Annotated in this window: 23 protein-coding genes and 4 pseudogenes; 21 read left to right on the top strand and 6 right to left on the bottom strand. The window is 70.1% G+C overall.

Going from position 1 to position 24841, the window contains the following annotated elements; genetic code table 11:
• Positions 1-424: 424 nt before the first annotated feature.
• The 3 genes from GGE06_RS10110 (at position 425) to GGE06_RS43385 (ending at position 1278) form a co-directional block, all read left to right on the top strand.
• On the top strand, positions 425-760 hold the full coding sequence (locus GGE06_RS10110) for a hypothetical protein (RefSeq protein WP_147321018.1): 336 nt from the start codon (positions 425-427) through the stop codon (positions 758-760).
• Positions 757-1041 (top strand): hypothetical protein, encoded by a 285-nt coding sequence (locus tag GGE06_RS10115; RefSeq protein WP_184930580.1) that lies wholly within the window; start codon positions 757-759, stop codon positions 1039-1041. The genes GGE06_RS10110 and GGE06_RS10115 overlap by 4 nt, the downstream gene beginning before the upstream one ends.
• Positions 1042-1143: 102 nt before the next feature.
• Positions 1144-1278 (top strand): hypothetical protein, encoded by a 135-nt coding sequence (locus tag GGE06_RS43385; protein ID WP_281402308.1) that lies wholly within the window; start codon positions 1144-1146, stop codon positions 1276-1278.
• Between the two features lie 91 nt (positions 1279-1369).
• Here GGE06_RS43385 and GGE06_RS10120 read toward each other — a convergent pair whose 3' ends face one another.
• A complete protein-coding gene (locus tag GGE06_RS10120; RefSeq protein WP_116156839.1) occupies positions 1370-2002 on the bottom strand; it encodes a WD40 repeat domain-containing protein in 633 nt (210 codons plus the stop codon).
• Between the two features lie 941 nt (positions 2003-2943).
• Between GGE06_RS10120 and GGE06_RS10125 the strand changes: the two genes are divergently transcribed.
• Both GGE06_RS10125 and GGE06_RS10130 read left to right on the top strand, forming a co-directional pair.
• Positions 2944-4053 carry a hypothetical protein gene (locus tag GGE06_RS10125; protein WP_184930581.1) on the top strand — a complete coding sequence of 370 codons (1110 nt, stop codon included), beginning with the start codon at positions 2944-2946 and terminating at the stop codon, positions 4051-4053.
• Positions 4054-4131: 78 nt separating this feature from the next.
• A complete protein-coding gene (locus GGE06_RS10130; RefSeq protein WP_116156836.1) occupies positions 4132-4998 on the top strand; it encodes a DUF3592 domain-containing protein in 867 nt (288 codons plus the stop codon).
• 531 nt (positions 4999-5529) lie between these two features.
• Here GGE06_RS10130 and GGE06_RS10135 read toward each other — a convergent pair.
• Positions 5530-6096: an SMI1/KNR4 family protein gene (locus GGE06_RS10135; protein WP_312883081.1), complete on the bottom strand. Its 567-nt coding sequence runs from the start codon at positions 6094-6096 to the stop codon at positions 5530-5532.
• A 259-nt stretch (positions 6097-6355) separates the two neighbouring features.
• Between GGE06_RS10135 and GGE06_RS10140 the strand changes: the two genes are divergently transcribed.
• On the top strand, positions 6356-6571 hold the full coding sequence (locus tag GGE06_RS10140; protein WP_221517901.1) for a hypothetical protein: 216 nt from the start codon (positions 6356-6358) through the stop codon (positions 6569-6571).
• Positions 6541-6750 (top strand): annotated as a pseudogene (locus tag GGE06_RS10145) (helix-turn-helix domain-containing protein); the annotation flags it as partial. The gene GGE06_RS10140 and the pseudogene GGE06_RS10145, both read left to right, overlap by 31 nt.
• Positions 6751-6841: 91 nt before the next feature.
• Here GGE06_RS10145 and GGE06_RS42435 read toward each other — a convergent pair.
• Positions 6842-7084 (bottom strand): annotated as a pseudogene (locus GGE06_RS42435) (HNH endonuclease); the annotation flags it as partial.
• 265 nt (positions 7085-7349) lie between these two features.
• Here GGE06_RS42435 and GGE06_RS10150 point away from each other — a divergent pair.
• The 7 genes from GGE06_RS10150 (at position 7350) to GGE06_RS10180 (ending at position 14768) form a co-directional block, all read left to right on the top strand.
• A complete protein-coding gene (locus tag GGE06_RS10150) occupies positions 7350-8543 on the top strand; it encodes an FG-GAP-like repeat-containing protein (RefSeq protein ID WP_184930582.1) in 1194 nt (397 codons plus the stop codon).
• Between the two features lie 807 nt (positions 8544-9350).
• Entirely contained in the window at positions 9351-9782 is a 432-nt protein-coding gene (locus GGE06_RS44040; protein WP_184930583.1) for an SSI family serine proteinase inhibitor, read from the top strand.
• Between the two features lie 1153 nt (positions 9783-10935).
• Positions 10936-11625, top strand: a complete 690-nt coding sequence (locus tag GGE06_RS10160) for a hypothetical protein (RefSeq protein WP_312883082.1) — start codon at positions 10936-10938, stop codon at positions 11623-11625.
• Between the two features lie 363 nt (positions 11626-11988).
• Positions 11989-12192, top strand: a complete 204-nt coding sequence (locus GGE06_RS10165; RefSeq protein WP_030323642.1) for a cold-shock protein — start codon at positions 11989-11991, stop codon at positions 12190-12192.
• A gap of 252 nt (positions 12193-12444) precedes the next feature.
• Entirely contained in the window at positions 12445-13956 is a 1512-nt protein-coding gene (locus GGE06_RS10170) for a DEAD/DEAH box helicase (protein ID WP_116156831.1), read from the top strand.
• 46 nt (positions 13957-14002) lie between these two features.
• On the top strand, positions 14003-14407 hold the full coding sequence (locus tag GGE06_RS10175) for a CBS domain-containing protein (RefSeq protein ID WP_116156830.1): 405 nt from the start codon (positions 14003-14005) through the stop codon (positions 14405-14407).
• Between the two features lie 49 nt (positions 14408-14456).
• Positions 14457-14768, top strand: a complete 312-nt coding sequence (locus GGE06_RS10180) for an SCO5918 family protein (RefSeq protein ID WP_116156829.1) — start codon at positions 14457-14459, stop codon at positions 14766-14768.
• 114 nt (positions 14769-14882) lie between these two features.
• Here the strand turns inward: GGE06_RS10180 and GGE06_RS10185 are convergent, their stop codons facing one another.
• Positions 14883-15242 carry a GvpU-like protein gene (locus tag GGE06_RS10185; RefSeq protein ID WP_116156828.1) on the bottom strand — a complete coding sequence of 120 codons (360 nt, stop codon included), beginning with the start codon at positions 15240-15242 and terminating at the stop codon, positions 14883-14885.
• Positions 15243-16304: 1062 nt separating this feature from the next.
• Between GGE06_RS10185 and GGE06_RS10190 the strand changes: the two genes are divergently transcribed.
• Both GGE06_RS10190 and GGE06_RS10195 read left to right on the top strand, forming a co-directional pair.
• The gene (locus GGE06_RS10190) at positions 16305-16643 is read left to right on the top strand and encodes a MerR family transcriptional regulator (protein WP_116156827.1); all 339 of its coding nucleotides are present in this window, start codon (positions 16305-16307) and stop codon (positions 16641-16643) included.
• 211 nt (positions 16644-16854) lie between these two features.
• Positions 16855-17034 (top strand): annotated as a pseudogene (locus GGE06_RS10195) (hypothetical protein); the annotation flags it as partial.
• A gap of 519 nt (positions 17035-17553) precedes the next feature.
• Here GGE06_RS10195 and GGE06_RS10200 read toward each other — a convergent pair.
• Positions 17554-18189 carry a TetR/AcrR family transcriptional regulator gene (locus tag GGE06_RS10200; RefSeq protein WP_116156826.1) on the bottom strand — a complete coding sequence of 212 codons (636 nt, stop codon included), beginning with the start codon at positions 18187-18189 and terminating at the stop codon, positions 17554-17556.
• A gap of 128 nt (positions 18190-18317) precedes the next feature.
• On the opposite strand from GGE06_RS10200, the gene GGE06_RS10205 reads away from it, so the two are divergent.
• From GGE06_RS10205 to GGE06_RS10215, 3 genes are all read left to right on the top strand, one after another.
• Positions 18318-19259, top strand: coding sequence for an alpha/beta fold hydrolase (locus GGE06_RS10205; protein ID WP_116165103.1), 942 nt, complete (start codon positions 18318-18320; stop codon positions 19257-19259).
• A gap of 511 nt (positions 19260-19770) precedes the next feature.
• Positions 19771-20217 (top strand): hypothetical protein, encoded by a 447-nt coding sequence (locus GGE06_RS10210; protein WP_221517903.1) that lies wholly within the window; start codon positions 19771-19773, stop codon positions 20215-20217.
• A 63-nt stretch (positions 20218-20280) separates the two neighbouring features.
• The gene (locus GGE06_RS10215; protein WP_184930585.1) at positions 20281-21120 is read left to right on the top strand and encodes a transposase family protein; all 840 of its coding nucleotides are present in this window, start codon (positions 20281-20283) and stop codon (positions 21118-21120) included.
• 87 nt (positions 21121-21207) lie between these two features.
• Here GGE06_RS10215 and GGE06_RS10220 read toward each other — a convergent pair whose 3' ends face one another.
• Positions 21208-22080, bottom strand: coding sequence for a GNAT family N-acetyltransferase (locus GGE06_RS10220; RefSeq protein WP_312883083.1), 873 nt, complete (start codon positions 22078-22080; stop codon positions 21208-21210).
• Between the two features lie 901 nt (positions 22081-22981).
• Here GGE06_RS10220 and GGE06_RS10225 point away from each other — a divergent pair.
• Together GGE06_RS10225 and GGE06_RS10230 are read left to right on the top strand one after the other, a co-directional pair.
• On the top strand, positions 22982-24400 hold the full coding sequence (locus tag GGE06_RS10225) for a hypothetical protein (protein ID WP_184930587.1): 1419 nt from the start codon (positions 22982-22984) through the stop codon (positions 24398-24400).
• Between the two features lie 89 nt (positions 24401-24489).
• Positions 24490-24658, top strand: a pseudogene (locus tag GGE06_RS10230) (LexA family protein); the annotation flags it as partial.
• Between the last annotated feature and the right edge of the window lie 183 nt (positions 24659-24841).

A 24841-nucleotide genomic window follows, 5' to 3' on the forward strand; every position in this document is an offset into this window, starting at 1 on the left:
CGGACGGCAGACGACCCGCCGGACCAACTTCTCCGTCCAGGCAGTGGCGGAAATGCGTGCCGTTGGCCTGGAGCCGATGGAGCCCTGTCCTGGGACACTCGCCCGGTGGAAGTGCCGGCATGCGTGCGGACGGGTCGTCTTCCCTGTTCATCATTTGGCGAAGTACGGACGTGGGGTGTGCCGTCAGTGTTCGGGCAACCCTCTCGTCGAGCCGCACGAAGCTGAGGCGAAGGCCCGGGTACTGGGGTTCAAGCCTCTTGAGCCCTATCCCGGCCGAATCACCGCTGCCTGGCGGCTCCAGTGCCTGACTTGCGGTCTTGATGTGGAAAAGCCGCTTCAAGGCGCGGGAGGGTGCCGGCGGTGTCGCCCTTTTGGCGCCAACCACTGCCTTCCAGCCTTCGTGTATGTCATGCACCACAGCCACATGAACGCCGTAAAGATCGGCATCACCAACATCGGCACGACGCGGCTTGCAGATCATCGTCGGGATGGCTGGTCGATCATCAAGACCCAGCACTTCATGTTTGGTTCGGATGCGTACGACGTCGAGCAGGCTGTGCTGTATCGGATGCGCAACGAGCTCGGCATCCCCCCTTACCTCACCGCTGACCAGATGCGGCGTGGTGGGGCGACGGAAACCGCAGACGCGGACCTGATCTCCCCTCTCTCCGTGTGGGGGCTGGTGTGTCGAGCACGGGACGAGATCAACTCCGACACGGCGCGTTTCGCAGTCGAGGTCGGCAGTACAGACAGAACGTGACTCGAGCACCTTCATGCCCGGAGCGGGAGCGGGAAGCGCTGTGCGGGCACGCCGACGCGCTGATAGTGGCGGTGTCGGACCTGCGGGCGGCGGGCACCGCCAACCAGATGCTGTGGGAGACGCTGGCCGAGCGCGGCCGGACCGTTCTGCTGGCGGGGCTCGTCTGCGTGGGCGGCGCGGCCCGGGCCTGGATCGCCGGCGGCACCGACGCACAGAGCGGCCTGGCGGGCCTCGGGCGCGGGGCGGAACTGCTGGCGCAGGAGAGGATCGTGAGCAAGTAGGCCGCCGCCACGCTGCGCGAACCCTTCACCCGGATCGCCGCCGCGGCCGCCCCGCTGCTGCGCTGCCCCGACCCGGCGCTCGTCACCGCCACCGAGGAGCTGATGAACGCTGCCGGGAACCTCGAGGACACCGCGCGCCTGGAGGAGAAGCTCGCGGCGTTCGGCCGGGCCGCCCAGGCAGCCACCGTGTCGCCGGCGACCCGGGGGGAACGCCGCCGCGCTCGGCGAGCCGGCTGACCGTAGGAGGCGAAACGCCTGGCCCCCCGGCAGCTCCAATGCTGGGGTGTGACTGAGGGCCCCAGTTGGCGAGTTGAGCGTCGGCCGGTCCTCACCCGTGCGCTCGGCTGGTGTGGTGTCGGCGCGTCCGCGGCGCCGTCAGACGGGTGACCGCCTGGCGGGCGGCCTCGCGGTGGTCTGGGCGGGGCGCCGGCACGCGAGGGCCGGCCAGGTCGCTGCCGGTGAGCGACTTGGCTTCGACTGCGGTCCAGTCGGCGCGGCGCACCACGGCGATGTGTCCTTCCTCGTGGGCCTGTCCGTCCTTCCAGTCGTCGGGTGGCGCCATCAGGACACGGAGGTCCTGGCCGTTCAGCCACTCCAGTCCGAGGACCTGGCGGCCGAGGTGGTGCTCGATGAGTGACAGGGCGGTGCCGGTCTTCAGGTGGAGGAGCAAGAGCTCTCCCTCGAAGTAGTAGCCGCCGTCGTACTCGCCGGATCCCACGGCGAGCAGGGGGAGGGTCGGGTGGAAGGCCATCGCGTTCACGGGGTGCTGCGAGTGCAGCAGCAGCCGGCGGCGGGCGCGGTCGGTGACGTGGAAGACACCTACCGTCTTCGCCTCGTCGTACTCGTGCGCGCCGGCCACGGCGACCAGGCCTCTCCGCTTGTCCGCCACGGCCAGGACAGGATCGCCGATCTCGGCGAAGGGGTCGTCGGGGCGGTCTTGGCCGGCGGGAGACGAGGTCATGCCGAGGATCCTCGCAAGGTTACCGCTGGAGTGGGTAGCCGGGCCCTCCTTACGGCCATGGCCGCCCACGTAGCTCAGCTCGCCAACTCAACGGCTCACTGGCCAACTGAGGCACTCAGAAGCCGTTGCTGTACCGATCTTGGCGCATGGCATTCGAACGAGGGTCTCTTCGGGGCGCTCGTCTGCCGGGGACGTGCCGGGCCGACGGATCAGCGTGAGGTCTGCCCGGAACGGAGCTCGTCAACGTCGACCGTCGTCAGCGCCACGCTCAGCGGCACGCCGGTGCCGGCCGCGGCGGCCAGCCGCTCGCGTACCTCGCGCGGTGTTCGAGGCCGCCAGCCGGGCCCGTCACAGCAGCCAGAGTGAAACGTGACCCCCGCATTCAGCAGGGCGGTCAAAGTCCGCCACCCAGCGGAGTCGTTCCGCTTCGGCACAGCGAGGTCCTGACCGGCGTCGATCAACGCTCCAGCGCAGCGCGGACATCGGCTAGCCCACGTGCCGCGCTTCTTGAACGAAGAGCGGCAGGGCAAGCACACGTAATGCCGGTTCGGAGTCCCCCCTCGGAAGCACATCGCACCAGTATGGCAATGCGACTTCGCCCATCCCAGCGATTATGAGAAGCGGTTCGACTGCTGTGCATGAGAGCAGGGCCTCTTGATAGTTCGAAGAGTGTCGAAGCCGACGTGTGATCCAGGAGCCTCTGTTGTATCAGTTCTGCGGCATCGCCGAGAGCAATGCTCGGAACCTGTGGATCAGCGCTGGGAGCAACGCAGAGGGCGTACCTTCCCGATGATCCTGTGATGATCTGCGAGTAGGCCCGCATTGTAGCGTGGCCCGGGTGGGCCGGCAGGTGACAACATCCATCCCACGAAACGCCGTTGGGGGAGGGAAGGGCGTCCGGACGCCTACCGGACCGCGGCCCGGACCGCCACAATCCCGGTATGACGATCACGCCGGCCCCTGTGAGCGCACCGCCGACGCGCCGCACCCCCCTCGGCCTCGCCCGCGGGATCCTCACGGGCGCGGTGATCGGGAGCTCGCTCGCCGCACTCGTCGTCGGTACCGTCCTCGAGCACGTTCCCCTGCTGGTCGGTGGCCTGGCCGTCCCCATCGCCTACGGACTGCTGGTACTCGCCGCCGGCGCGCCCAAGCGCGCGCGCGAGGCGGCCATCGTCCCCTGTACTGCGCTTGCCATGATCGAGAGCCTGCGCGCCACCGGCGGGGAGACCAGCGATGTGCCCGTCCGCTTCGACCTCACCGTCGCCCCGGACGACGGACCGGCGTACCGCGTCGAGTCCACTCAGTCCGTCAATCTCGTCGACCTGCCCGACTACAAACCAGGCGGCATCGTCGTCGTCCAGTACCCGCCGCATCAGCCGTGGACGGTGAAGCTGGTGAAGCGCCCGACACCGGAATGGGAGGACCGCGCGGCCGCGGCCCGCCTCGACTCGGCGCCCGGCCCGGTCCTGGCCGGCGAGCCGACCACGGGCGGCACCGTCGGCGGCTACATCACGCTCCTCGCCCTGCTGCTGGGCGCGGCCGGCGTGGTCTTCGTCTTCCGTGCCGAACTCTTCGGCCCGGACGACCCCACCGACCGGCCCCCCTCGGCCGCCGGGCCTGCCGACCCCGGCACCTCGTCCACCACGATCGTCTCAGCCGCGTCCGGCACCGTCGCCCTCGGCCCCGGACAGTCCCTGTTCGACGAGGGCCGGCTGCGCCAGGCGGTCGACTCGCTCACCAAGGGCGAGGGTAAAAAGCGCCAGGCCCTCACAGTCGTCGTGCAGGACCGCCTCCTCACCGTCGTCTTCACCCCCGCGGGCTCGCAGGCCCCCGGCTTCGACCTGGACGCCCTGCCCTACCCGCGCATCCCCGCCCTCGTCCGGGAGGCCAGGACCACCCTCGGCGTCCGCTCCCCGCGGACCTGGCAGCTCACCGCCGAGAGTCTGTCCGGCGCCCTCACCCTCAGGGTCGGCGTGACCGGCGCCGACGGCGCCGCCTCGCTGGAGGCGAACGGTGACGGCGAGACCGTGCGGCGCGTCCCGGCGCGCTGACGGGACGGACGGGACGGGTGGCCCGGACATAACGGGTGAGCCGGGCGGGACAGACGGTTTGGACCAGGAGGAGCACAGATGGGCTGGCACGGATATCTGGCGTTGTGGTGCGGCGTCCTCGGCGCCGTCGCGCTCGTCGGATACGGACGGTCCCTGGCCGGAGTGACCCGCGCCCAGCGGGCGGTCCGCGTCATGGGCCGGATCGAACGGGTCGCGGAACCCCGGCACGGGAGCTCGGGACGCGAGGGGATCGCCGTGGTCGTCACCTTCCGCGATCCCGCCACGGGGCAGGAGTTCACCGTCACCAACGACGGCGAGCGCGGCGACCGGATCAGCACAGCCTGGACGGGCCGGGAGATCGGCATCCGCTACCCCCCTGGCCGCCCGCACGCCTACCGCTTCACCACCGACCCGGACGCCGGACGGAGCGGACTCGGCTGGCCCAACTTCGCGGTCTTCCTCATCTACGTCGGGCTGGTCGTCGTCGCCTCGATCGACTGGGGCTGGCCGTGGGCCCTCATCGGCTTCGGCGTGCCCTGGACGCTGCTGGGCGCGACCTACCTGCCCGGAGCCGTACGCGACACACGCCTGCGCATCGAGGGCCTCGCCTCCGGCGGCCCGGTCCCGGGCCGCGTCATCGCCGTACTGAAAGACGTCACCGTCAACGAGGACGGCGACACCCTCACCAGCCACACCCCGGTCGTCGCCTTCACCACCCACGACGGCACCGCCGTCACCGCCTACCGCACCGAAGGGCTGCGCGACCCCGTCGGCTCGCGCGGCCGGGACCTCACGATCCACTACCGCCCCGACGACCCGGGCGTCTTCACCACGGACCTCGCCGCCGAACACCGCTCCCGCGTCGGCGAGATCGCGTTCGGCGTCGTGGCCCTCCTCGTGGGGGTGGCGGCGGCCGTGGCGGGAGGGATCCTGATCGCGGGCTGACGCCCGCCGCTCCCTGACGAACCGGCCCCGCGGCCGATACGACGTCAGGCGACGGCCAGCGCTGCCGAGTCGCCGCTCACCCCCTCGTCGTGCCGCAGCAGCGCCAGCAGCGCGGCCCGGGCGCGCCACCCGCGAGCGCACCGTACCGACCGGACAGCCGATCGCCTCCGCGGCCTCCGCTTACGGCAGACCCAGAAGCTGCGTGAGGACGAAGGCGTCACGGCGTTCGCCGGGGATCGTAGACAGGAGCTCGGTGAGCGCGATGCCGTCCTCGAAACCGGGCAGGTCCCGGGGCTGCGCGTGCTCGGCGGCGGTCTGCCAGTCGTCACGGTCGGAGAGCCGGGGCCGGGCGGCGGCGTGCCGCAGGCTGTCGACGACCGTGCGCCGCGCTATAGAGAGCAGCCAGGTGCGGGTGATGACGCTCTTTGAAATTTGATCACCCCCTGCTCAGGGGTGACCCCACACCTGCTCGCGATTCCCCAGCTGTGGAATGACCTCATGGGCGGGGGCCGGTTTGTCCTCGGCCGATGATCAGGTCTGGTTCGCGATCCGGCGGCCGAGCTGTTCGAGGAACTCCTGCAAGCTGGACGCGGTGACCTCGAAGTCGTCAAACCAGGAGGCCGTGGCGGACTTCCAGACTTGTCCACTGTCTCCGATCGCGAACAGATGGCCCCCGCCGTCGCTGGCGAAGACCAGCGCGATCGGTTCGCCGTCGATCGGAGCGGGGCCGTATTCACGGAAGTGCTCCGCTGCCGTCGCAGGTGAGTGGATGAAGTACCCGCTGTCGACGCCGGGCAGCGAAGCCTCACCGATCACCCAGTAGAGCGTGGTCAGGTCGGAGGGGATCGGCGTCAGGTCCACGAGTGCGTCCGTCGCCTGGTGGCTGTCGTCGGGTGCGAGCATCACGGCGTTGTGGCCGGGCGGGAAGCCGTGTGTCGAGAGGAAGGACTGCATCAGCTTCGTCAGCGCCGCATCGGCCTGTTCCCACCAGGACCGGACCCACTCCGCGTCAAGCCGCTGACCAGGCAAGTTTCCCCCTCGAATACGCGTGGGACCCGCCGGTGCGAGACCGGAAGAACATATCGGAGTGCTCAGCACGGGGTGCGATGGGAACCGCGTTCTTCCGATCCGCCGCTCCTGGATCGACCAAGCCTGCTCAGGCGATCTCCCCACTCATCGTGTGATCTTGCCCGGCGTGTCGAAGCACACTGCGCCCCACGGCGCCACTGTCCGCCGGAGCCGGCCTGTCACTCGCCTGCGGAATATGCACGGATTCGCCTGCGCCCGTCCCAGTAGTTCGGGCACTGTGAGAAGTCTGGAAGCTGCCATCGTCTTGTACAGCGGCAGCCGCACCGACATGCAGAAGAAGAGGAGGCCGGCCACGTGGGAGCCGGACGGCACGGAAGGGCATGTGGGCAAGGTCGGGGTTCTGCTGCAGGACGGCACTGTGCCAGGCCCGGTGTACGTCGACATCGGCAGCAGCGGGCACGTCCCCAGCTTCACCGACTGGTGGGTCTACACCGGTGAGGGCCGCGCACCGCTTACCTGCGCAAACTCGGCCCCCGAGACCTGATCGCCCAGCTCTTCGGAGTCAACGGCAGCACCCTCACCAGAGCCGGCCGCCAAGTCCAGCCCCTCCTTGCCGAGCACGGCTACACCATTCGGCCATCGACAGTCAGGTTCCGCACCCCCACCGACGTCACCGCGTTCCTCTCGAACAGCAACCCCTCCAAGATCAAGTCAGCATGTTGATTCTCTGCGAGCCCTAACGGGCTCGTGCACGGTAAGCGGTGAGACGTCGAGGGCTTCGGTGGCACCAGTGAGCACCTCTGCCGTCGAGGGCTCAGGGCCGCGGCCTGTTGTCCGCTTCGACCGGATCGACGGTGAGAACCCAGCGGTGCTTCGTGGCCACCCACTCGGACAGGTATCGGCAGCACGCGGACTCCGCCGGAGGCATCCAGGTGCCGGGGTCCTGGTCCGCCTTGCTCCGGTTCGACCGGGCAGTCACAGCGACGAGTGAGGCCGGAGCTCCGAGGTCGTTGGCGTACTCCTCGCGGCGCGCTGCTGTCCACTGGGAGGCTCCAGCCGGCAGGGAGCGTCATTCCAAGCGCGATATTCGGAGCTGGGGGTCGTGTCTGGGGGAGGGACCGCGGTTCAGTGACCTTCAGGGCGACGTCGTCCTTGGCGTCGGCTGATGCCCCAGGCAGAGCCCGGTCGCCGACTGGCGGACGACGTGGTCAATACAGCCGGTGACCACATCCGAGGTGCTTGATCAGCTGTCCGTAGGCCGAGGTATCTTCCTGGCGTGGCACGTCGAGACTCTGCTCCGTGCCGCGTAAGGGAGGGAATCCATGCGCAACACTCTGCTTCAGCGCGCGTCCGCGTTGGCCACGACGCTGGGGATCACATCACTGGGGGTGCTCGGGGCCGGCGCGGCGCCCGCGCAGGCGGCGATCAGTGACTGCCCCCAGGGCTACTTCTGTGGCTGGGCGAACGGCGACGGCACGGGCTCGATGTTCAAGACGAGGACGAGTGTGCCCACGCTGGGGAGCTGGGACAACAAGATCCGGATGCGATTCAACCGCACGGGCTTGAACGTCTGTATGTACGACCAGCAGAACTACGGGCTCGCGGGCGGCTACTCGTGGGATACCCCCGCCCAGTCCTATCCGACCGGTGGGGGTGGTGCTGAGATCAGCTCCATCAAGCTCGTGCCCACGCTGCGCGAGTGTGAGGCGGAGCCGTATCCCTATTGGGAGACGGCGACGTCGCCGAAGGTCGGCGGGTTCGGCGACATGAACGGCGACCGGCGCGCGGACGCCGTGCTGCGTGACGAGGCCGGGCGTCTGTGGTTCATGCCCGGCAACGGCACCGGGAACATGATCGGCTCCGGCGGCTGGAACGCCATGAACGCCCTCGCGCGGCACGGTGACTTCAGTCGCGACGGCCGCGAGGACGTGATCGCCCGCGAGAAGGCCACCGGCAAGCTCTGGCTCTACCCGGGCACCGGCAGCGGGGGCCTCGGTGTGCGCAAGCTCATCGGTTCCGGTGGCTGGAACACCATGGGCCTGCTCGCCGCGTTCGGCGACCTGTCCGGCGACGGCCGCTCCGACCTCCTCGGCGTGGAGAAGGCCACCGGCAAGCTCTGGCTCTACCCCGGCACCAGCAGCGGGGGCCTCGGTGCGCGCAAGCTCATCGGCTCCGGCGGCTGGAACTCCATGAACGCCCTCGTCGGCGCTGGTGACATGACCGGCGACGGCCGGGCCGACCTCGTTGCCCGGGAGAAGGCCACAGGGAAGCTGTGGCTCTACCCCGGCACCTCTGCCCGGACCCTCGGCGCCCGCAAGCTCATCGGCACCGGTGGCTGGAACGCCATGGACCACATCCTCGGCGTCGGCGACACTTCCGGCGACGGACGACCCGACCTGGAAGCGTCCGACGGCTTCTCGCTCTTCCAGTACCAAGGACTTGCCACCGGAGGCCTGCGCAGGGTCGACAACAGCAACGGATCCTGGTGGGCCCTGGAAGACGCCACCGCCTTCTGACCCGCCCCCGTGAACGGCAAGGCCACCCCGTGCGACCTGCTCGGGAGCGACCCGGCCCTCATCGCACGTGTGCCCGGGCAGACCGCGGGTGCGGTCTGCCCGGACACAGCCGTCACGGTGCCGCGCTGTAGTGGATGACGGTGGTCTCGCAGGCTTCCGCGTAGACCTTCAGGGCATCGGCCCGGCCTGGTCGGCCGCGAGGCCCCAGCGGAGCTTCGTCGCGGTCCGCCTCCTTACGTACCAGCAGTGCCTGGGGCCGTCCACTCAGCCGGGTCCTGGTTCGTCTGGAGACCGCGGCTCGGAGCGAGACGTCAGGCAAGTCCCAGCCAGTCCTCGAGCGCTACGACATGGCCGTGCTCTCCCGCTCGTGACAGGCACTTCGTCGCCTTGGTCGGCATAGCCGCAGCACTCATCGGCTAACGCCGACTGACCCCGTCGGCAGCGGCTGAACCGGAGAAGTCCCGGCGCTCGCCTCGCAACCCGGCAGCGGTTGCCGAGTTCCAAGCCAGGTTCTCTCTGGTCCATGTCGGGATCATGATTTCTCCCGCGCAACGCCGACCCGCGGTACGTGCGCGGCACCGCACACCCGGGCTGACTGCAGTAGAGGCCTCACCGGTTCCGACGCCGATAAGAAACGACGTCCTCGTAGGCGGGCGTGATCTCCGTCAGGACACGCGGCGGTACGCGACCACGCTCGCCGAACAGACCCCGGGCGGCGGCGAACGGCTGGCCAAGTGCCGGCCCGAGCAGGAGACATGACCACGTCGGGCGAGGTGACCGCCCACCCGCCCCCGCGTTGATCCGCTCATGAACAAGATCGTCACGACACTGGTCGCCGCCGGACTTCTCACCGCGTCCCTCGCCCCCGCCGCGATCGCCGCCGTACCCGTCGACCCCGCGACCCGCGACGCACACGTCACGCTCACCGTGGCCCGAACCCAGGGCGAGACCGAGAGCGTCGGGATCGTCCACCTCGACTGCCCCGGAACGCCCGGGCAGGGCCGCCCCTACACTGCCGAGGCCTGCGCAGACTTGCGCACCGCGGGCGGGAACTTCGACCGCCTCCCCGGCACGGACAGAGCCATCTGCTCGTACGACTCCGCTCCCATCACCGTGACCGCGCATGGCACCTACCGGGGCCGCAGAGTCCACGGGAGCGCTCGTACGAAACCGACTGCGAGCGCCAGCTCGCGACCGGGCTGGTCTTCGAGTTCTAGCCCCGGCCCCAGCGCCTGCTGACCGGCGGTTTCGCCCCGTCAGCGCCCCACGTGCCTACTCTGAACGCGGGCGGCGGAGTCGACTGGCCAAGAGCACCCCTGCCCGCCCCGCCCGTGCCCTCCCGGCCCCCCGCCGGGAGGGCACGGGCGTACCGCGGCCCGGCGAGTCACTCGTCATGGTGGATCCGCGCCGCGCCGTCCACCCGCACCCGCCCGGCTCCGGCACCGTGACGGCCATGAACGCCTGCCGCACAGTCCTCTTCGCCTTGGCCGTACTCCTCACCAGCGGATGCGTCGTGGTCCCCCGCCCCGCTTCGGGCCCGCCGGCCCGCCCCGCCGAACTCGCACCCGCCGCCGACCGGCCCCCCGCGCCGCTTCCCGCCCAGGCCGACCCGACCCAGGCCCCGGCCCGCGAAGAGCTCGCGGCCACCGCCCCCCGCCTCGTCGCCGAACCGGCACACACTCCCATTACGAGGCCTCCGGCCGAACCCGCCGACACCGCCGCCGAGGAAGCGCTCCGGCGCCCAGTCCGACGAACGGCTGCACCTCCCGTAGCAAAGAAGGAGGCGAAGCCGAGCGGCAGGAAGACGCGCACGCGTACGAAGTCCACTGTCCCGAGGAAGAAGCAGAGGAATCCCGCTCATGACCGCCGACAGTCGGCCGCCGGCCAAGCCCCGGAGATGCGTCGGTTGTGCCGCGATGCCTCGCGCATCCAGGCACCCCTGGGAGCGGCCGACCTCTGCCGGTCCATGTACGGCCGCTGACGGTGACGCCCCGAGCGTCCGGATTCTCGTATTGCTACGGCGAAGCATCTTCTGTGCCGCCGCCGACGCCGCCGACGGTATCGGGCCTGCGGGTTTCCTCAGACCTGATGTGGCTGAAGCCGAGCGTCCAGGGCCCGGCGCCCTTCCCTGCCGACGACGCGGTGCGCTATGCCTGACTGACCGCCTAAGGAGGCCCTGGTGACCACGGCTCGGAACCCTCACGCATCAGGTACACCCGCGCAGATGACCCGCTTCGACGACATCTACAGCCGGCCGGACCCACGTTCGTACTTCGCGACCCTGGGTCCATTGGACTATCAGGCACCGCATCACGCCCAGCGTCTCTTCCGCCGCCTTCTTCCTTTCGCCGGCTTCCCTGAGGATCACGCTCGCCCGGGCGGCCGGGACGTCGTGCCGCAGGCCACGGTGTTGGACATCTGCTGCTCGTACGGCATCAACGCGGCCTTGCTCAACCACCACGTGACGCTTCAGGAGCTGTACGACCACTACACCTCACCGCAGGTCGCCACGCTGACGACCGCCGAACTGATCGAGGAGGACCGCGGGTACTACGGGGCACGTCGCCGTACCGACGCCGTGCCCGTCATCGGCCTCGACATCTCCGCGCCGGCCATCGCCTACGCCCGCGCGGTCGGTCTGCTCGACGACGGATTCGCCGAGAACCTGGAGACCGCCCCGCCCAGCCCGGCGCTGTACCAGGCCACTCGCGACACCCGCCTGATCACGGTGACCGGCGGGGCGACCTTCCTGTCCGCCCGCACCTTCCGAGCGCTCCTGAAGGGCAGGCAGGAGCCACCCTGGGTGGCCGCCCTAGTCCTGCGGACCGTTCTCTACAAGGACACCTCCGACGGCCTGGCCGAGTTCGGCCTGACCACGCAGAAGGACACGTCCCGCACGTATCCGCAGAGGCGCTTCACCGACACCGACGAACAGCGCTACGCCATCGCCGCGGTGTCCGCGGCCGGCGACGACCCCCGCGGCAAGGAGACCGACGGCTACTTCCACACGGCCCTGCACCTGTCACGTCCCCTCGCGCACGCAGCCGCTCATCCGTTGCACACCCTGCTGCAAGACACATGAACACCGCGTGATCTCCCGCTTGCCCGCACGGGACTCGGGGTCGCCGATCACGCGGCGGCCGGTGTTGCCGCATTCGGAGGAATGAATACCTGTGTTCGCGGTCCGAGATTTTAACGGTCATCGCGGAGAGAGTTTTTGCCGGTGACACGCAGGGGAAAATGCTCGAAGCGCACAGGACGCGGTGACGTGCTACTGTCGAACCCAGTTGCAGTTTTGGTACCCGAAAACTTCAAGCGTCTCCGTCGGCCACCGGTCGCACGGAAACGCTTCGCATTTACCGGTCATTTTCCGGGCAGGGAATCATCGCGGCGACACGGAGTCCGTACGGTACGGGTTCCGGCGTACTGCCCAAGGAGATATGACATGGCGACTGGCACCGTGAAGTGGTTCAACGCGGAAAAGGGTTTCGGCTTCATCGAGCAGGACGGTGGCGGCCCTGACGTGTTCGCCCACTTCTCGAACATCGCCGCCCAGGGCTTCCGTGAGCTCCAGGAGGGCCAGAAGGTCTCCTTCGACATCGCACAGGGCCAGAAGGGTCCGACGGCCGAGAACATCGTTTCCGCCTGACGCTGACGCGTAATACGTAGCTGGGGCCCGCATCCCTCGGGGTGCGGGCCCCAGCTGCATGCGTTTCGCGGGATTTTCACGTGCACCCGCGTCTCTCGCGTTTCTTTCGCTCGCCCGCCTGCGCTGATAATTCCTTTGCCCTGAGCCAGGCTGCTTGCTTTCGCATTTCATTCGGCCCGTGCCGGTGATTCCCAACGCTGTTCATCCGCTGCCGGAATTCCTCGATACGCGCCGTATCAAGGAAGGTTCTGCATGAACCCCACACGCACGAACGGTCGTTCCGCCCGTACCCGCCGCAACGGCGGCTACGCGTACGACTCCTCCGCCGGAACGGGCCGGGGCGGTCGCCCCGGTTCGTCCGCCGCGAGCCGATCGGGAGGTCCGAGCCGGTCGGGCGGATACGGCAGGCGTCCCGCCGCCACCCAGGGGGAGTTCGCCCCGCCGAAGACGATCACTCCGGCGCTGCCCGCCGTCGAGACCTTCGCCGACCTGGCCCTGGACCGGCGTCTTCTGGCCGCGCTCACCGCACAGGGCGTGTCCGTCCCGTTCCCCATCCAAGGCGCGACCCTGCCGAACTCCCTGGCGGGCCGCGACGTCCTGGGCCGCGGCCGGACCGGCTCCGGCAAGACCCTCGCCTTCGGCCTGGCCCTGCTGGCCCGCACCGCCGGACAGCTCGCCGAGCCCCGTCAGCCGCTGGCGCTGGTCCTCGTCCCCACCCGGGAACTCGCCCAGCAGGTCACCGACGCGCTCACGCCCTACGCCCGCGCCGTGAAGCTGCGCCTGGCCACCGTCGTCGGCGGAATGCCGATCGGCCGGCAGGCGAACGCGCTGCGAAGCGGCGTCGAAGTCGTCGTGGCCACCCCCGGCCGCCTCAAGGACCTCATCGACCGCGGTGACTGCAGGCTGAACCAGGTCGCGATCACCGTCCTCGACGAGGCCGACCAGATGGCCGACATGGGCTTCATGCCCCAGGTCACCGCGCTCCTGAACCAGGTCCGCCCCGAGGGCCAGCGCATGCTGTTCTCCGCGACCCTGGACCGCAACGTCGACCTCCTGGTCCGCCGCTACCTCACCGACCCCGTCGTCCACTCCGTGGACCCCTCACAGGGGGCGGTCACCACGATGGAGCACCACATCCTGCACGTGCACGGCGCTGACAAGCAGCGGCTGACGACCGAGATCGCGGCGCGCGACGGCCGGGTGATCATGTTCCTGGACACCAAGCACGCCGTGGACCGCCTCACCGAGGACCTCCTCCACTGCGGCGTCCGGGCCGCCGCCCTGCACGGCGGCAAGTCTCAGCCGCAGCGCACCCGCACCCTCGCCCGCTTCAAGACCGGGCACGTCACCGTCCTGGTCGCCACGAACGTCGCCGCGCGCGGCATCCACGTCGACAACCTCGACCTCGTCGTCAACGTGGACCCGCCGACCGACCACAAGGACTACCTCCACCGCGGCGGCCGGACCGCCCGGGCCGGTGAGTCCGGCAGCGTCGTCACCCTGGTCACCGCCAACCAGCGCCGTGACATGACTCGCCTCATGGCGGCCGCCGGCATCGTGCCCGAGACCACCCAGGTCCGCTCCGGCGAGGAGGCGCTGCGCCGGATCACGGGCGCCCAGACCCCTTCCGGCATCCCCGTGACGATCACCGCGCCGCCGGCCGAGCAGCGCAAACGCGGCACGGACTCCCGCGGTCGGCGCGGGCCCGCCTCGGCGGCGAGGCGGGCCCGCGGACGGCGTTCCGCCGGCGACGCGGCGGCCTGAACCGTACGTGATCCGGAAGCCGACCCATCTCTGCAGGAGGTATGTTGTGACGCCGGTCCAGATGCAGCCCCGCCCGACGCACCCCGCCCCCGCGCACCTGACGGCGGCCGGCGCCGTGGACACGGCCGGACCACAGGTCTGCGACGACATGACCGTCGAGGTGGCCCTCTCGGTCGTGGCCGCAGCCCGCACCCGGCATTTGCTCGTCTGCGACAACGACGGCCTGTGCACCGGCCTGGTCACCCGGGCCCAGCTCACCGCCGTCCGCGACAGCCCCACCTACACGGACCGGCTCCAGCTGCGCGACCTCTCCGGCGACGGCGGGCCGCTCACCTCGGCCACCGCCTCGACGATCGGGCGGGCCGCACGTCCCCGGGTCGTCACCTCGTCCGGCATGGGCGAACAGGACGACACTCCGGGCGCCCTCGCGCCCGCCCTCGTCCTCGCGTGAACCGCCTCACCACGGCGGAACCATCCCCTTCCTCTCCCTGTGAGGCATCGTGCGCTGTGTCATCGCCCGCTTCCCCTTCGACCTCACCAAGAGCGGCGTCCTGGACTCCATGAAGGGCGTCAAGCCCGAGGAGATCACCGGCGAGTCCGTGATCATCGGCCGCCGCGTCTACCCCGTCAAGCAGGTCGGCCAGGTCATCACCCGCCAGGACCGTCGCGACTTCAGCGCGGCTGAAGTCCTCCGCGCCATGACCAAGCTCGGCTTCACCTGCCGAGGCCTCCCCCAGAACACCGCGCCCACCCGCGCCGCAGGCCCGTTCCAGCACGCCTCCGCGATGCTCGGCACCCCGGCGGCGGCCTGACCGTGGTCCACGGGCGACCGTGAGCTGACACCCGGACAGCCGAGAGGGCCCGACCGGCATCCGCCGGTCGGGCCCTCTCGCGTATCGGTGGGCAGGTTTCTCTACGGGCGCCGGTCAGTGATCGGAGTAGCTGAAGTCGCCCATGGTCCAGGCGCTGACGTCCGCGATCGAGACGCGGTACATCCCGCCCGTCTCCGGGATCCCCACCGTTCCCTGAAGGATCCGCGCCATGTGGAAGTGCAGATGGGCGGGCGGTCCGTCCCTCCGCGTCGTAGCGGTGAAGGCTGCGGAGAACTCTCCCAGGCGGGCGGAGTCCGCCAGGACCTCCGAGACCCGCTGCCTCCACACCGCTTCGGGCGCCAGCCGACCGGTGATGACAGCTCCACCGGTGACCACGGTCAGGGACATCTGATTGCTCTGCCCGGACTCCACCAGCGTGGCGACGTCAACGAGCAGCTCGTCAGGCTTCGACATGAGAACCGATTCTATTCACGGGTCACCCCGTCCCCTCAACCGGTCGTGCCACCGGGCGACCTCGGATGTGGGCGCCGGTACGAGCCCTTCGAGGAAGCGCCGGGCGCTGTCGCGTGTCGAGGCGACGGAACCTGCAGGGCGGTCGGTCTCGACGTCGACGCTCATCGCGTCCATCAGGTCCCCTGGTCCGTACCCGTCAGAACCGGTCCCTACCCGCCCGAGGCGTGTGCCCGGATATGCGGTGGTCAACCTGGCGGTGCCCGCCCCGCAACCCTCCGCATCACCGGTCGAGGTCGATTACCTGCTCAACAGACACGCAGAAATCTATGTCGGCCGGAGTAGACATTGGACTTTGGCATGGTTATGGTTTCTCTCGTAGCTCAGAGAGACAAAAGGGCCTGGCAGAGACGAACTGCCGGCCGGTAGTACAGGTAGTAGCAGTGAGCAGGACGGTACGGCGGCGGAGTTTCGAAGCCAGGGCTTTCGTGGGACGGCGACGGGACTGGCGGCCGGACCGGGTGGCCCGCAGTGATCAGGGGCCGCCGCAAGCGGGACCGCGGTCATGGCAGGTGCGGTACCCGTGGATGCAGTGCGCAGCACCCAGCAGTGAAGTCAGTGAGCGGTACCCCTGGTGAAGGCGTCGGCTGCGGACGCGCGCACCGGGACGTTCGGCAGCGGGGTCCCAAGCCGGAGCAGACGCAGGACAGGCAACAGGGCTGGCTGTCGAAGAGTGGCGCTGCCGCAGGCCACTGAGCAGTTCGCATCACCCGCAGTACGCAGTTCCCCCAGTAAGTGGTCGATCACCGAGGAAGAACGGAGGAACCCGCGCCATCAGGATCGCCCGGGCGTAAGTCTGAGCCCGGGTACCGCAGGACATCGATAGTGAGGTGGTCTCCGGTCAAGCAACCGCGATCCCCGCAACCCCGACAGCAACCAGGTCGGGTGCGCGGACACAGAAGGCCGGCGCAGTATCAGGGCCGGCAGGTGGTGTAGTAGTTCCTTCGGGGCCCTGGTGCCAGTACGGCACCAGGGCCCCTCGACGCGTTTCCCAGAGAGGTGCAAATGGCAGCAGATGACTCGTACGACCGTCTCGACGACGACGACTACCCCGCCTACACGATGGGCCGGGCCGCCGAGATGCTCGGCACCACACAGGGCTTCCTCCGCGCCATCGGCGAGGCCCGCCTGATCACCCCGCTGCGCTCGGAGGGCGGCCACCGCCGCTACTCCCGCTACCAGTTGCGTATCGCCGCCCGCGCCCGCGAACTCGTCGACCAGGGCACACCGATCGAGGCCGCCTGCCGCATCATCGTCCTCGAAGACCAGCTCGAAGAGGCCCAGCGCATCAACGCCGAATACCGTCGGGCCGCCGCATCCGACGCACCACCAGACCCGGCTTGAGGTGAGTCCGCCCACCGTCGGCATCGACCGAAGGGGGCGACCCGAGGGCTTGGCAGAGGGTCGCAACGGCTCCTCCAGCTCCCTGACCGGGGTGCCCGCCGGGTGGCTGAAGAACCCGATGACGATCACCAGTACCCACATCGGCTTCGCCCGGTCCAACCCCGCGATGATGGTCCGCGGCGGCCGTGGCGGCGAGCCGGACGGCGCCTGCTCCACCGACGGCGGCCGCGCCTTCACCACGCTCGGCACGGTGAAGTCCGCCCTCGGCTTCGGCAAGGCCGCGCCGGGCGCCTCCTAGCAGGCCCTCTTCGCGATCGGTACCGTCAAGGACGTCACCGGCGTTTACGTCGGCACCAACGGACGTGGCCTCAGGTACGGCGCCCCGTCCTGACCCCGACGCCCGACCGGGGCCGCAGGCACAACGCCTGTGGCCCCGCCATGACTGAGGGAAGACGCCTCCCGCCCCCTCGACGGGACGCCCGTGTCACAACGTGCCGGTAAGGGCGGTAGACAGCGGTTGGCAAGGGGCCCTGTGAAGTATCCAAAACGAGGTCACCCGCGCACGTTCCTGCAGGTCAGACGCCGCCATGCGCACGTCCAAGCGCCGGGTGGTCCCAAGCTCATGGCACGGGTTCGATCCCGTCCTCCGCTCCATGGCGGAGCCCCAGGCCGACGTCCTGGGGCTTGTTCGTTGCCCGATCCAGACCCGGGCCTCGCACCACCTGTGCACCACGTGGTTACCCACGTGGCCCGCAGTCGGTGCAGCTGACGTGGCGAACCACGTCAGCTCCGCTCAGGGCACCGCGTTGCGCAGGTCGGGTCGGTTCCTGGGCAGTCCGAAGCCCGCCCTCTCCTTCTCCTCGTAGGACAGGAACCCCAGGCTTCGCCGAAACCCTCCCTCCGTGACACGTCAGTTTGCTCCCGCTCCCCGCTCGGACGTCCCGGGAGCCGTGAAGATCCGGTCCAGGTGGTGGTGGAGCACCGCGATCGCCGCCTCCGGACTCCGCTGACCCACGAGGATGCTGGTGCCCATGGCCGCCGCCATCGCGAGCAGGCTGATCGCCTCCGTGCGCGCGTCGGCCTCCGGGTCGGCCAGGCCGGCCCCCTGCGCCCGCTCGAGGAGTCCGGCCATGGCGTTCTCCGCGGCGTCGGGGTTGTCGATGAAGGGCTGCGCAGCCAGTGCCTCGTCGGTCACCGACAGGATCGCGTAGGAGCTGTACAGCAGGTGGAAGGTGCGGCTCTCGTCGTCGGTCGGCAGCGAGGCCAGCAGCAGGGCTTCGACGGTCGCGCGCGGGCCCGGGTCCGGGCCGGCAGCGGCCAAGCGGGCGCCCACCCTCGCGGTGAAGCGGTCGGTCAGGTGCTGGAGGCCGTAGAAGAGGAGCTTCTCCTTGGTCTCGAAGTAGTACTGCACGAGCCGGAGCGACACACCGGCCTCCGCGGCCACGTCGCGCATGCCGACGGCATGCAGCCCCTGCCGCCCCGCGACCCGGATGAGTGCCTCGGCGATCTGGGCGCGCCGCTCCTCGTGATCCACGCGCTTCGGCATGTTCCCGTGTCTCCGCCTGTCGATAGTGGGTTCGCGGCTCCGCTGCCCGAACCCCTTCATGATACCGTCGTACCACATTGGTGGTACGGTCGTACCACGAAGAACGGATCCTCACCGGAGGTGCCGCCGTGCCCGAGAACACCGCCCGCGTACGCCGCGACGTCGGCCGCTACGTCAACGACGTTCTGCGCGACCGCTACTTCGCCGCTGCCGACGTCCTCTACGCGATGGGGGCGCCGGCCCGCTCCGAGACGGACGTGGAGACCAGCTTCGGCACCACCCACGTCTACCGGTACGGGCCCTCGGACCCCGCCGCCGATTCCCGGACGCCGATCGTCCTGATCCACGGCGCGGGCTACAGCTCGGCGATGTGGTATCCCAACACCCCCGGGCTCAGCCTCGACCGCCCCGTGTACGCCCTCGACACCCCGGGCGACGCGGGCCGCAGCGTCCACCGCGAGCCGATGTGGCAGCCCGAGCGCGCCGCGCAGTGGATGGACGAGGCCCTCGATGCCCTCGGCCTCGACCGGGTCCACCTCGTCGGCTCCTCGTACGGCGGCTGGCTGGTGCTCAACCAGGCTCACCGGCGGCCCGGACGGCTCGCCTCGGTCACCGCCCTCGACCCCGGCGGCCTGGAGAAGGTCGGCCTGCGCTTCTTCGCCTGGGTCTTCGTGAGCCTCTTCGCCACCTTCGCTCCGAAGGCGCTGCGTCCCCGGCTTGCCAAGTGGCTGGACCAGCCGGTGATCGCCGCCCCCGAGATGCGCAAGTGGATCCAGCTCGGCGCCCGCGCGTACCGAATCCGCCGCCCCGCACCCCTGCCGCTCGCCGAGGACGCGCTGGGATCCATCCGGACCCCGCTCTACGTCATCATGGGCAAGCACAGCCTGCTCGTACACCCCAAGCGCCAGCTGGAACGCGTACCGCGCCTCGTCCCCGGCGCCCGCGCCGAGATCATCACCGCGACCGGACACGGCCCACAGATCGACCACCCCGACGTGGTCAACGCCCGGATGCTGTCCTTCATGGAGGACGTCGACTCCCGCGACCCTGCTGCGGCCGGCAGCGCATAGGGCTGCGACAGGGGGAACGGCGCCAGCGGCGCCTGCTCCGTGCCACAACGTGCCCCTGGTGGCGGTGAACAGCGGTCAGCACGGGGTCCGGAAGCGGCCGGGGCAGATCCGTTGCCGAACATTCCGGCAGGTCGGAGGGCATGCGCACGCCCAAGTGCCGGGTGATTCCCACGCCTATGGCACGGGTTCGATTTGCCTCATCCGCTCTTCAGTGAGGCTCCGGGGCAGTGACCCGGGGCTTGGTTGTGGTCCAGACCTCTCGGGGCCCGCATGTCTTCGCGTGCCAGACGGCACCTCACGCGGCGTCAGATCCAGCCAGGCGCGCCGCTGGCAGACTTCTGGCCGAGCGAGCGGTGTGCATCGTGAAGTGCCAGGTGACATGCCTGGTCTGATTCCGTGCCTGGGTGCTCGTGCTGGTCGCGCGGGGCAGTCTGCCGTGTAGATCATCGGGCAGGGAGGTCTTCGCGGGTTCTGGTCCGTTCCGGCCCGCGGGGCTCCTACGCTCCCGGACATGGTGGACCCCGAGGTGCTGGAACGGATCGCCGCGCGCCGCGCGGAACTGGACGGGCTGGAAGAACAGCTGATCAAGCAGCTGGAGCAGGTGAGGGCCGAGCGGGACGAACTCGCGGTCGCCGAGCGGGTCCTGGTGCGGATGAGCGAGCAGTTCGCTGGGGAGCGCGCTGCCGTCGCACCGGCGTCGGCGCAGGTTGGCGGGCGTGCGGTGCTTCTGGTCCCGCACCGCGGCGACAGCCCGGACGAGACCGCGCTTCCTGGTGACTACCGCCGGATCCTCGCGATCGTGCGGACCGCCGGCGGTCCCGTGCAGGTGCGGGCAGTGGGCGAGGAGCTGGGCCTTCAGGTGGAGGTGCGCGGGAAACTGGAGCCGCTGCGGGCGAAGCTCGCGGATCGCGGCTGGCTACACAAACGTCCTGACGGGAAGTTCACCGCGCGCCTGTAGCCGCGTTGTGGGGCACGCTGCCGCAGCGTAACTAGAGCGCCCCCGACGGCAGTTGAGTTTGGTGTGAAGAAAAACAACCCTCACGTCGAGGGCTCTGACGGTCTTGTCTACACCGCCCGCCTGCCGCTGTCGAGTGCCACCCTGAACTGGCTCGCCGAGCTGATGCGCGGCCACTGCAAGAAGATCGGATCGCGGTGGCGGGCCCTGTCTGCGGGGAAGATCGCCGGGATCGTGCTGGCAGTGCTGCGCTGTGACCAGCGGCCCGGCGACCTGGCTGGCGGCAACGGGGTGCACCGCACCACGGTGTCCCGGTGGGTGCGGGAAGTCATCGGGCTGGTGGCCGCCCGCGCACCGCGCCTGGACCGTGCGCTGAAGAAGATCGCCCGATCGGGTGGCGGGGTGGTCCTACTGGACGGCTCCTTGATCCGCACCCGCCGCCGCACCGGGACCGAGAACCGGAAGAACTACTCCGGTAAGCACAAGTGCCACGGCCTGCTCGTGATCGCGCTCACCGACGACAAGGGCCGCCTGGTCTGGGTGAGCGCGGTCCGGCCCGGACGCACCTCGGAGATCACCGCCTGCCGCCACGACAAGCTCACCGCCCATCTGCGCGCGGTCGACCTCGGCGCGATCGCCGACCTGGGCTTCGTCGGCCTCGACGACAGCCGCCTGGGCGCCGACCCGGCGGTGATCACCGGCTACAAGGCGGCCCGCAACCGGCCCCTGACCAGGGGCCAGAAGCTGTCCAACAAGGCGCTGGCCGCGGCCCGGGCCCCGGTCGAGCACGGATTCGCCCACCTGAAGAACTGGCGCGTGCTCGGCAAAATCCGCACCGACCCGAAGTGGGCGACCGCGCTGGTACGAGCCCTACTGGTCCTGACGAACCGCGAAGTCGCCCGGTGACCGACGATCAACACCGATCGTTCTGGCTCTCGCCTGGGCCTACCACCGGCGGCGTCGCCCTTGCCTGACGCAGGGCGGGCGCCGGGTTCAGACGTAGGTCCTGCGCCACTGGTCGGCCGCGCCGAGAAGGGTCATGCCGACGGAGGTGTAGGCCTGCATGGCGCCGGTGTTGTGGGTGTCCACATCGACGCCGACCGTGCGGTGGCCGCGGGCGCGGAGGAGGCTGAATGCGGTGGTGAGGAGTTGGGCGCCGAGGCCGTGGCGGCGGTGGGCGGGGTGGACGCCGAACCAGGCGATCCTGGCGCGGTCGACGGGGTCGCGGGCGATGAGGGCGCCGGCGGGGACGCTGTCGAGTTCGGCGAGGAGCCACAAGTCGGGGTTGTAGCCCTCGCGTCGGCGCTGGGCGTGGTGGAAGGCGTCGAAGTCCGGGCGGGGGTGCTCCGGGGCGTCGGTGAAGGCCTCGTTCAGCACGGAGTGGACGGTGCGGAGGTCGGTCTTGTTCCGGGCCGCGGGCGCGGGGTGGTCGGGGAGGCGGATGGCGTCCAGGTCGACGGTGAGGCGGCTGCCGCTGTCCACGACGGTCCAGCCGCGGCTGAGGAGTTGGTCGTGGGGGAAGCAGCCAGGAAGCTGATACAGCGTCACCGGCGTGTCAGGGGTCGGCAGGTAGTGGGCGGCCCAGACGTCGAGGCGGTCCAGGAGCGTCGCGGTGACGGCAGGTGCATCCGGCGACGGGGCGACGACCAACTGGGCACGCAGCTCGCCTGGCTGAGGCGCGGGATGGAGGGCGGCGAAGCCGAGCAGGCCGCCGTCGGGCCCCGACGCGGTCCACGTGCGGGAGGGCAGGTCCAGGCCGGGGGCGGCCAGCATGCTGCGCGCCTCGGCGGGGCCGGACTCGCGGCGACCGACCGTCGCTTCCTCGTCCCGGCCGAGTAGTTCGGCGAGGGCGTCGACGTCCGCCACGGAAACGGCTCTCCACTCCATTCCCGCACTGTCGCAGGACGAGGCGTTGGCCGCCAGCGGATTTAGGCGGCGCCCGCGGCAGTGGGCGACGATGAGGGAGGGCGCCCACGCCTGCTCGTCCTCACAAACGGGGAAGTCGCCCGCTGACCGACGATCTCCACCGAAGTCACCCGCCCGTCACCAGCATGAGTACCCCGGAGCCGATGCACACCAGGCCCGTGACCTGCTACTTCACGATGCACACCACTCAGTGGGACACTGCGACAGACCGACTGCTCGCCCAGATCGGCCGTGGAATCGGCCGGTGCACCGTGCTGTACCGGGATGGTGAACCAGCCGAGATCGCCTACTGGGGCTGTATTGCGGACTAGGACTTCTTGTGAAAGTGCTGGTAGCGGCTGTTGTGGTTGAGTGGCTCGAGGTGAAGGAGGGCCGTGACTACTTGGGATGGCGCCTCGGCCTGCTGCTAGCTATGCCGAGGTTCGGCAGTACTGCTCGGCCTCGGCTCAGGCTCTCAAGGCCGCAGGCTTGCCGCCCGTAGAGCGATGGGACGAGTCCGGTGGGACGGCCTTCTACTGGCCGAAGGGTGATCCTGCGCTCGCTCATGGGCCCTGGGCGAACGGAATCGTCGTGTTCTGGGGGACCAGAGGCCGACGTCGCGGCTGGGGCTGCGCTTCCCTTGACGCGGCTGGCAGCCCCTTGCTTGAGGCCGCCGCCTGGCTGCCCCTTGCTCCTTCTGTCGCCCCCGGTCTGCTGGCTGAGCATCTTCGGCATCTGTTCGTCGAAGGCGTTGCAGCGCCTGATCCGGAATGCCGCCGCGAGTGCCTCGGCGTGCGGCTTTGACTGTGCGTCACTTTGTTAGTCTCGACGCTCTTTGATCATTCTTGCGAGGGGGAGCACCATGCGCGCGACGAAGACGACGGCTGCCCTGGCCGTCGTGCTGGCAGCCGGATTGCTGGCCGGCTGCGGCAACGCGTCGAGCCCGAACGGCACGAGCCGTCCCGGCGGTACGGCGAGCGGTGACGCGAAGGCGCCGGTCAAGCTGGCCGTGCCGCCGCTCTACGACGGTGCCAAGGGCTGGGACGAGTCCTTGCCCTGGGTTCCGGAGCATGCGGAGCCGCCGGTGGCGGTCCTGCCCGGTGCCGCGGCCGTGGCCGTGCTGACGGTGGGCGAGGCCGGCGGTTTCGCCGTGCGGACCAGGGCCGCCGGCACGGGAAAGGTGCTGTGGACCTCGGCGGCCTGGAAGCCTCCGCTGCCGCTGGAGTACGCGGAGAAGAAGGACATCCCCACCGTGCTCGGCGTCGAGCAGGACGGCCGGAAGCTTGTGGTCGTGTCCGCGCACGGGACGGTGGGCAAGGACGACCTGCACGAGGGCGCCGAGGTGGTCCGCCTCGCCGTGTTCGACGCCGCCGGCGGCCCGGCCACTGGCCGCAAGCCGCTGCGGGAGATCGACGTGCCGGTGTCGGTGAAGGCGGACAACGACGGCTGGCGGGTGAGCGCCGACGGCGGCCGGGTCCTGGTCGCCTACGGCGACCATGGCCGCTACCCGAGGTGGGGGGCCGCCGTCGACCTGGTCAGCGGCAAGGTGACACCGTACGGGGCTCCCTCCGGCCTGCTGAAGCAGTGTGAGGGGAAGAACCTGGAATGCGGCTGGAGCCGGGTGGTCGCAGTGAGCCCGAAGGGTCCGCTGGTCGGCCTCGGGCAGGGCTTCGGCATGCCGGGCGCCTGGTTCAGCGATTCCGTCCTGCCGCGGGGCGCGGCGCGGACGTACTCCTTCGGCTTCTCCTCCTCCTGGAACGGCGACGTCTACGGCGTGGCCGGCGGCCGCTTCCTCGCACAGTGGCACGGCGCCGAGAAGAACGGTTCGGACGGGCCGACCGTGTGGTCCGTGCACGAGGTCGGCTCGGGCGCCCCGCTCGCCCGGATGGAGTGCGCCTACGACGACTTCCCCACCGTCACCTCCCAGGGCAACTCCCGTACTTACCCGGTCGTCACCTCGCCCTCGGGCCGCTTCCTCGCCGCCGGTCCCGTCGCCTTCGACCTGGGGCGCAAGCAGGGCGTCTGCCTGCAGGGCGACGGCAACCGCAAAACGATCGCGGTGGGTGCCATCTCCGACGACGGCACTGCTTACGGCAGGGTTGACGGCGACGCGTCCGACCCGGTGGCCGTCCTGCTCGACCTGAAGACGGCGACCGGCGACGCCAAGGTACTCGGCGCAGGGGTTCAGATCCCGCAGCACACCTCCGTGGCCGGCTCGGGCCTCTTCGTCACCCGCGACGAGAACGAGAACGTGCTCGTCGCGCTCCGCCCCCTCCGCTGACCCCGGCCAGCCGTCGACCCGGACCGTGCGCGATGGCTGGTGGGGCCGGTGGCACGCAGCCGGGCTGATGGCCTCGAGCCGCCATCTGCCACGGCGGCACCGTGGCGGCCATGCTGGACGGCGAAGCCACGGTCAAACGCCTGCGCCGAATGAACGCCCCGGGCTTGGCTCCTGCCCCACAACGCGGCGTACCAGCCGGTCCCCGGCGACGACGCCGTTATCCTCGGCAAGGTGGTCGCCGTCCTGCGCGCGCTCTGACCCAGAGCGCTCCGAGCCGCCGACGTGCCGTCCCCCTCGGCACGGCGCACACGCGCGACCCCTTCACGAGCCGGCAGGAACGCCGGCCAGCACCAGCACAACGACGGGACCCCGACTTGACCCTGATGCCCGGAGCACGCGTGCCGGGACGGACCTGGACGGTCCGCCTCACCGGCCACCCCG

Origin of the sequence: Streptomyces nymphaeiformis (assembly GCF_014203895.1) — a bacterium.
In the GTDB taxonomy this organism is placed as follows: Bacteria; Actinomycetota; Actinomycetes; order Streptomycetales; family Streptomycetaceae; genus Streptomyces; species Streptomyces nymphaeiformis.

Coding starts and splice junctions, on each gene's coding strand:
- GGE06_RS10125 (WP_184930581.1), top strand. CDS start 2,944: ATGACGATCACGCCGGCCCCTGTGAGCGCACCGCCGACGCGCCGCACC.
- GGE06_RS10190 (WP_116156827.1), top strand. CDS start 16,305: ATGGCAGCAGATGACTCGTACGACCGTCTCGACGACGACGACTACCCC.
- GGE06_RS44040 (WP_184930583.1), top strand. CDS start 9,351: ATGAACAAGATCGTCACGACACTGGTCGCCGCCGGACTTCTCACCGCG.
- GGE06_RS10165 (WP_030323642.1), top strand. CDS start 11,989: ATGGCGACTGGCACCGTGAAGTGGTTCAACGCGGAAAAGGGTTTCGGC.
- GGE06_RS10120 (WP_116156839.1), bottom strand. CDS start 2,002: ATGACCTCGTCTCCCGCCGGCCAAGACCGCCCCGACGACCCCTTCGCC.
- GGE06_RS43385 (WP_281402308.1), top strand. CDS start 1,144: ATGAACGCTGCCGGGAACCTCGAGGACACCGCGCGCCTGGAGGAGAAG.
- GGE06_RS10170 (WP_116156831.1), top strand. CDS start 12,445: ATGAACCCCACACGCACGAACGGTCGTTCCGCCCGTACCCGCCGCAAC.
- GGE06_RS10185 (WP_116156828.1), bottom strand. CDS start 15,242: ATGTCGAAGCCTGACGAGCTGCTCGTTGACGTCGCCACGCTGGTGGAG.
- GGE06_RS10225 (WP_184930587.1), top strand. CDS start 22,982: ATGCGCGCGACGAAGACGACGGCTGCCCTGGCCGTCGTGCTGGCAGCC.
- GGE06_RS10140 (WP_221517901.1), top strand. CDS start 6,356: ATGCAGAAGAAGAGGAGGCCGGCCACGTGGGAGCCGGACGGCACGGAA.
- GGE06_RS10130 (WP_116156836.1), top strand. CDS start 4,132: ATGGGCTGGCACGGATATCTGGCGTTGTGGTGCGGCGTCCTCGGCGCC.
- GGE06_RS10110 (WP_147321018.1), top strand. CDS start 425: ATGAACGCCGTAAAGATCGGCATCACCAACATCGGCACGACGCGGCTT.
- GGE06_RS10150 (WP_184930582.1), top strand. CDS start 7,350: ATGCGCAACACTCTGCTTCAGCGCGCGTCCGCGTTGGCCACGACGCTG.
- GGE06_RS10200 (WP_116156826.1), bottom strand. CDS start 18,189: ATGCCGAAGCGCGTGGATCACGAGGAGCGGCGCGCCCAGATCGCCGAG.
- GGE06_RS10210 (WP_221517903.1), top strand. CDS start 19,771: ATGGTGGACCCCGAGGTGCTGGAACGGATCGCCGCGCGCCGCGCGGAA.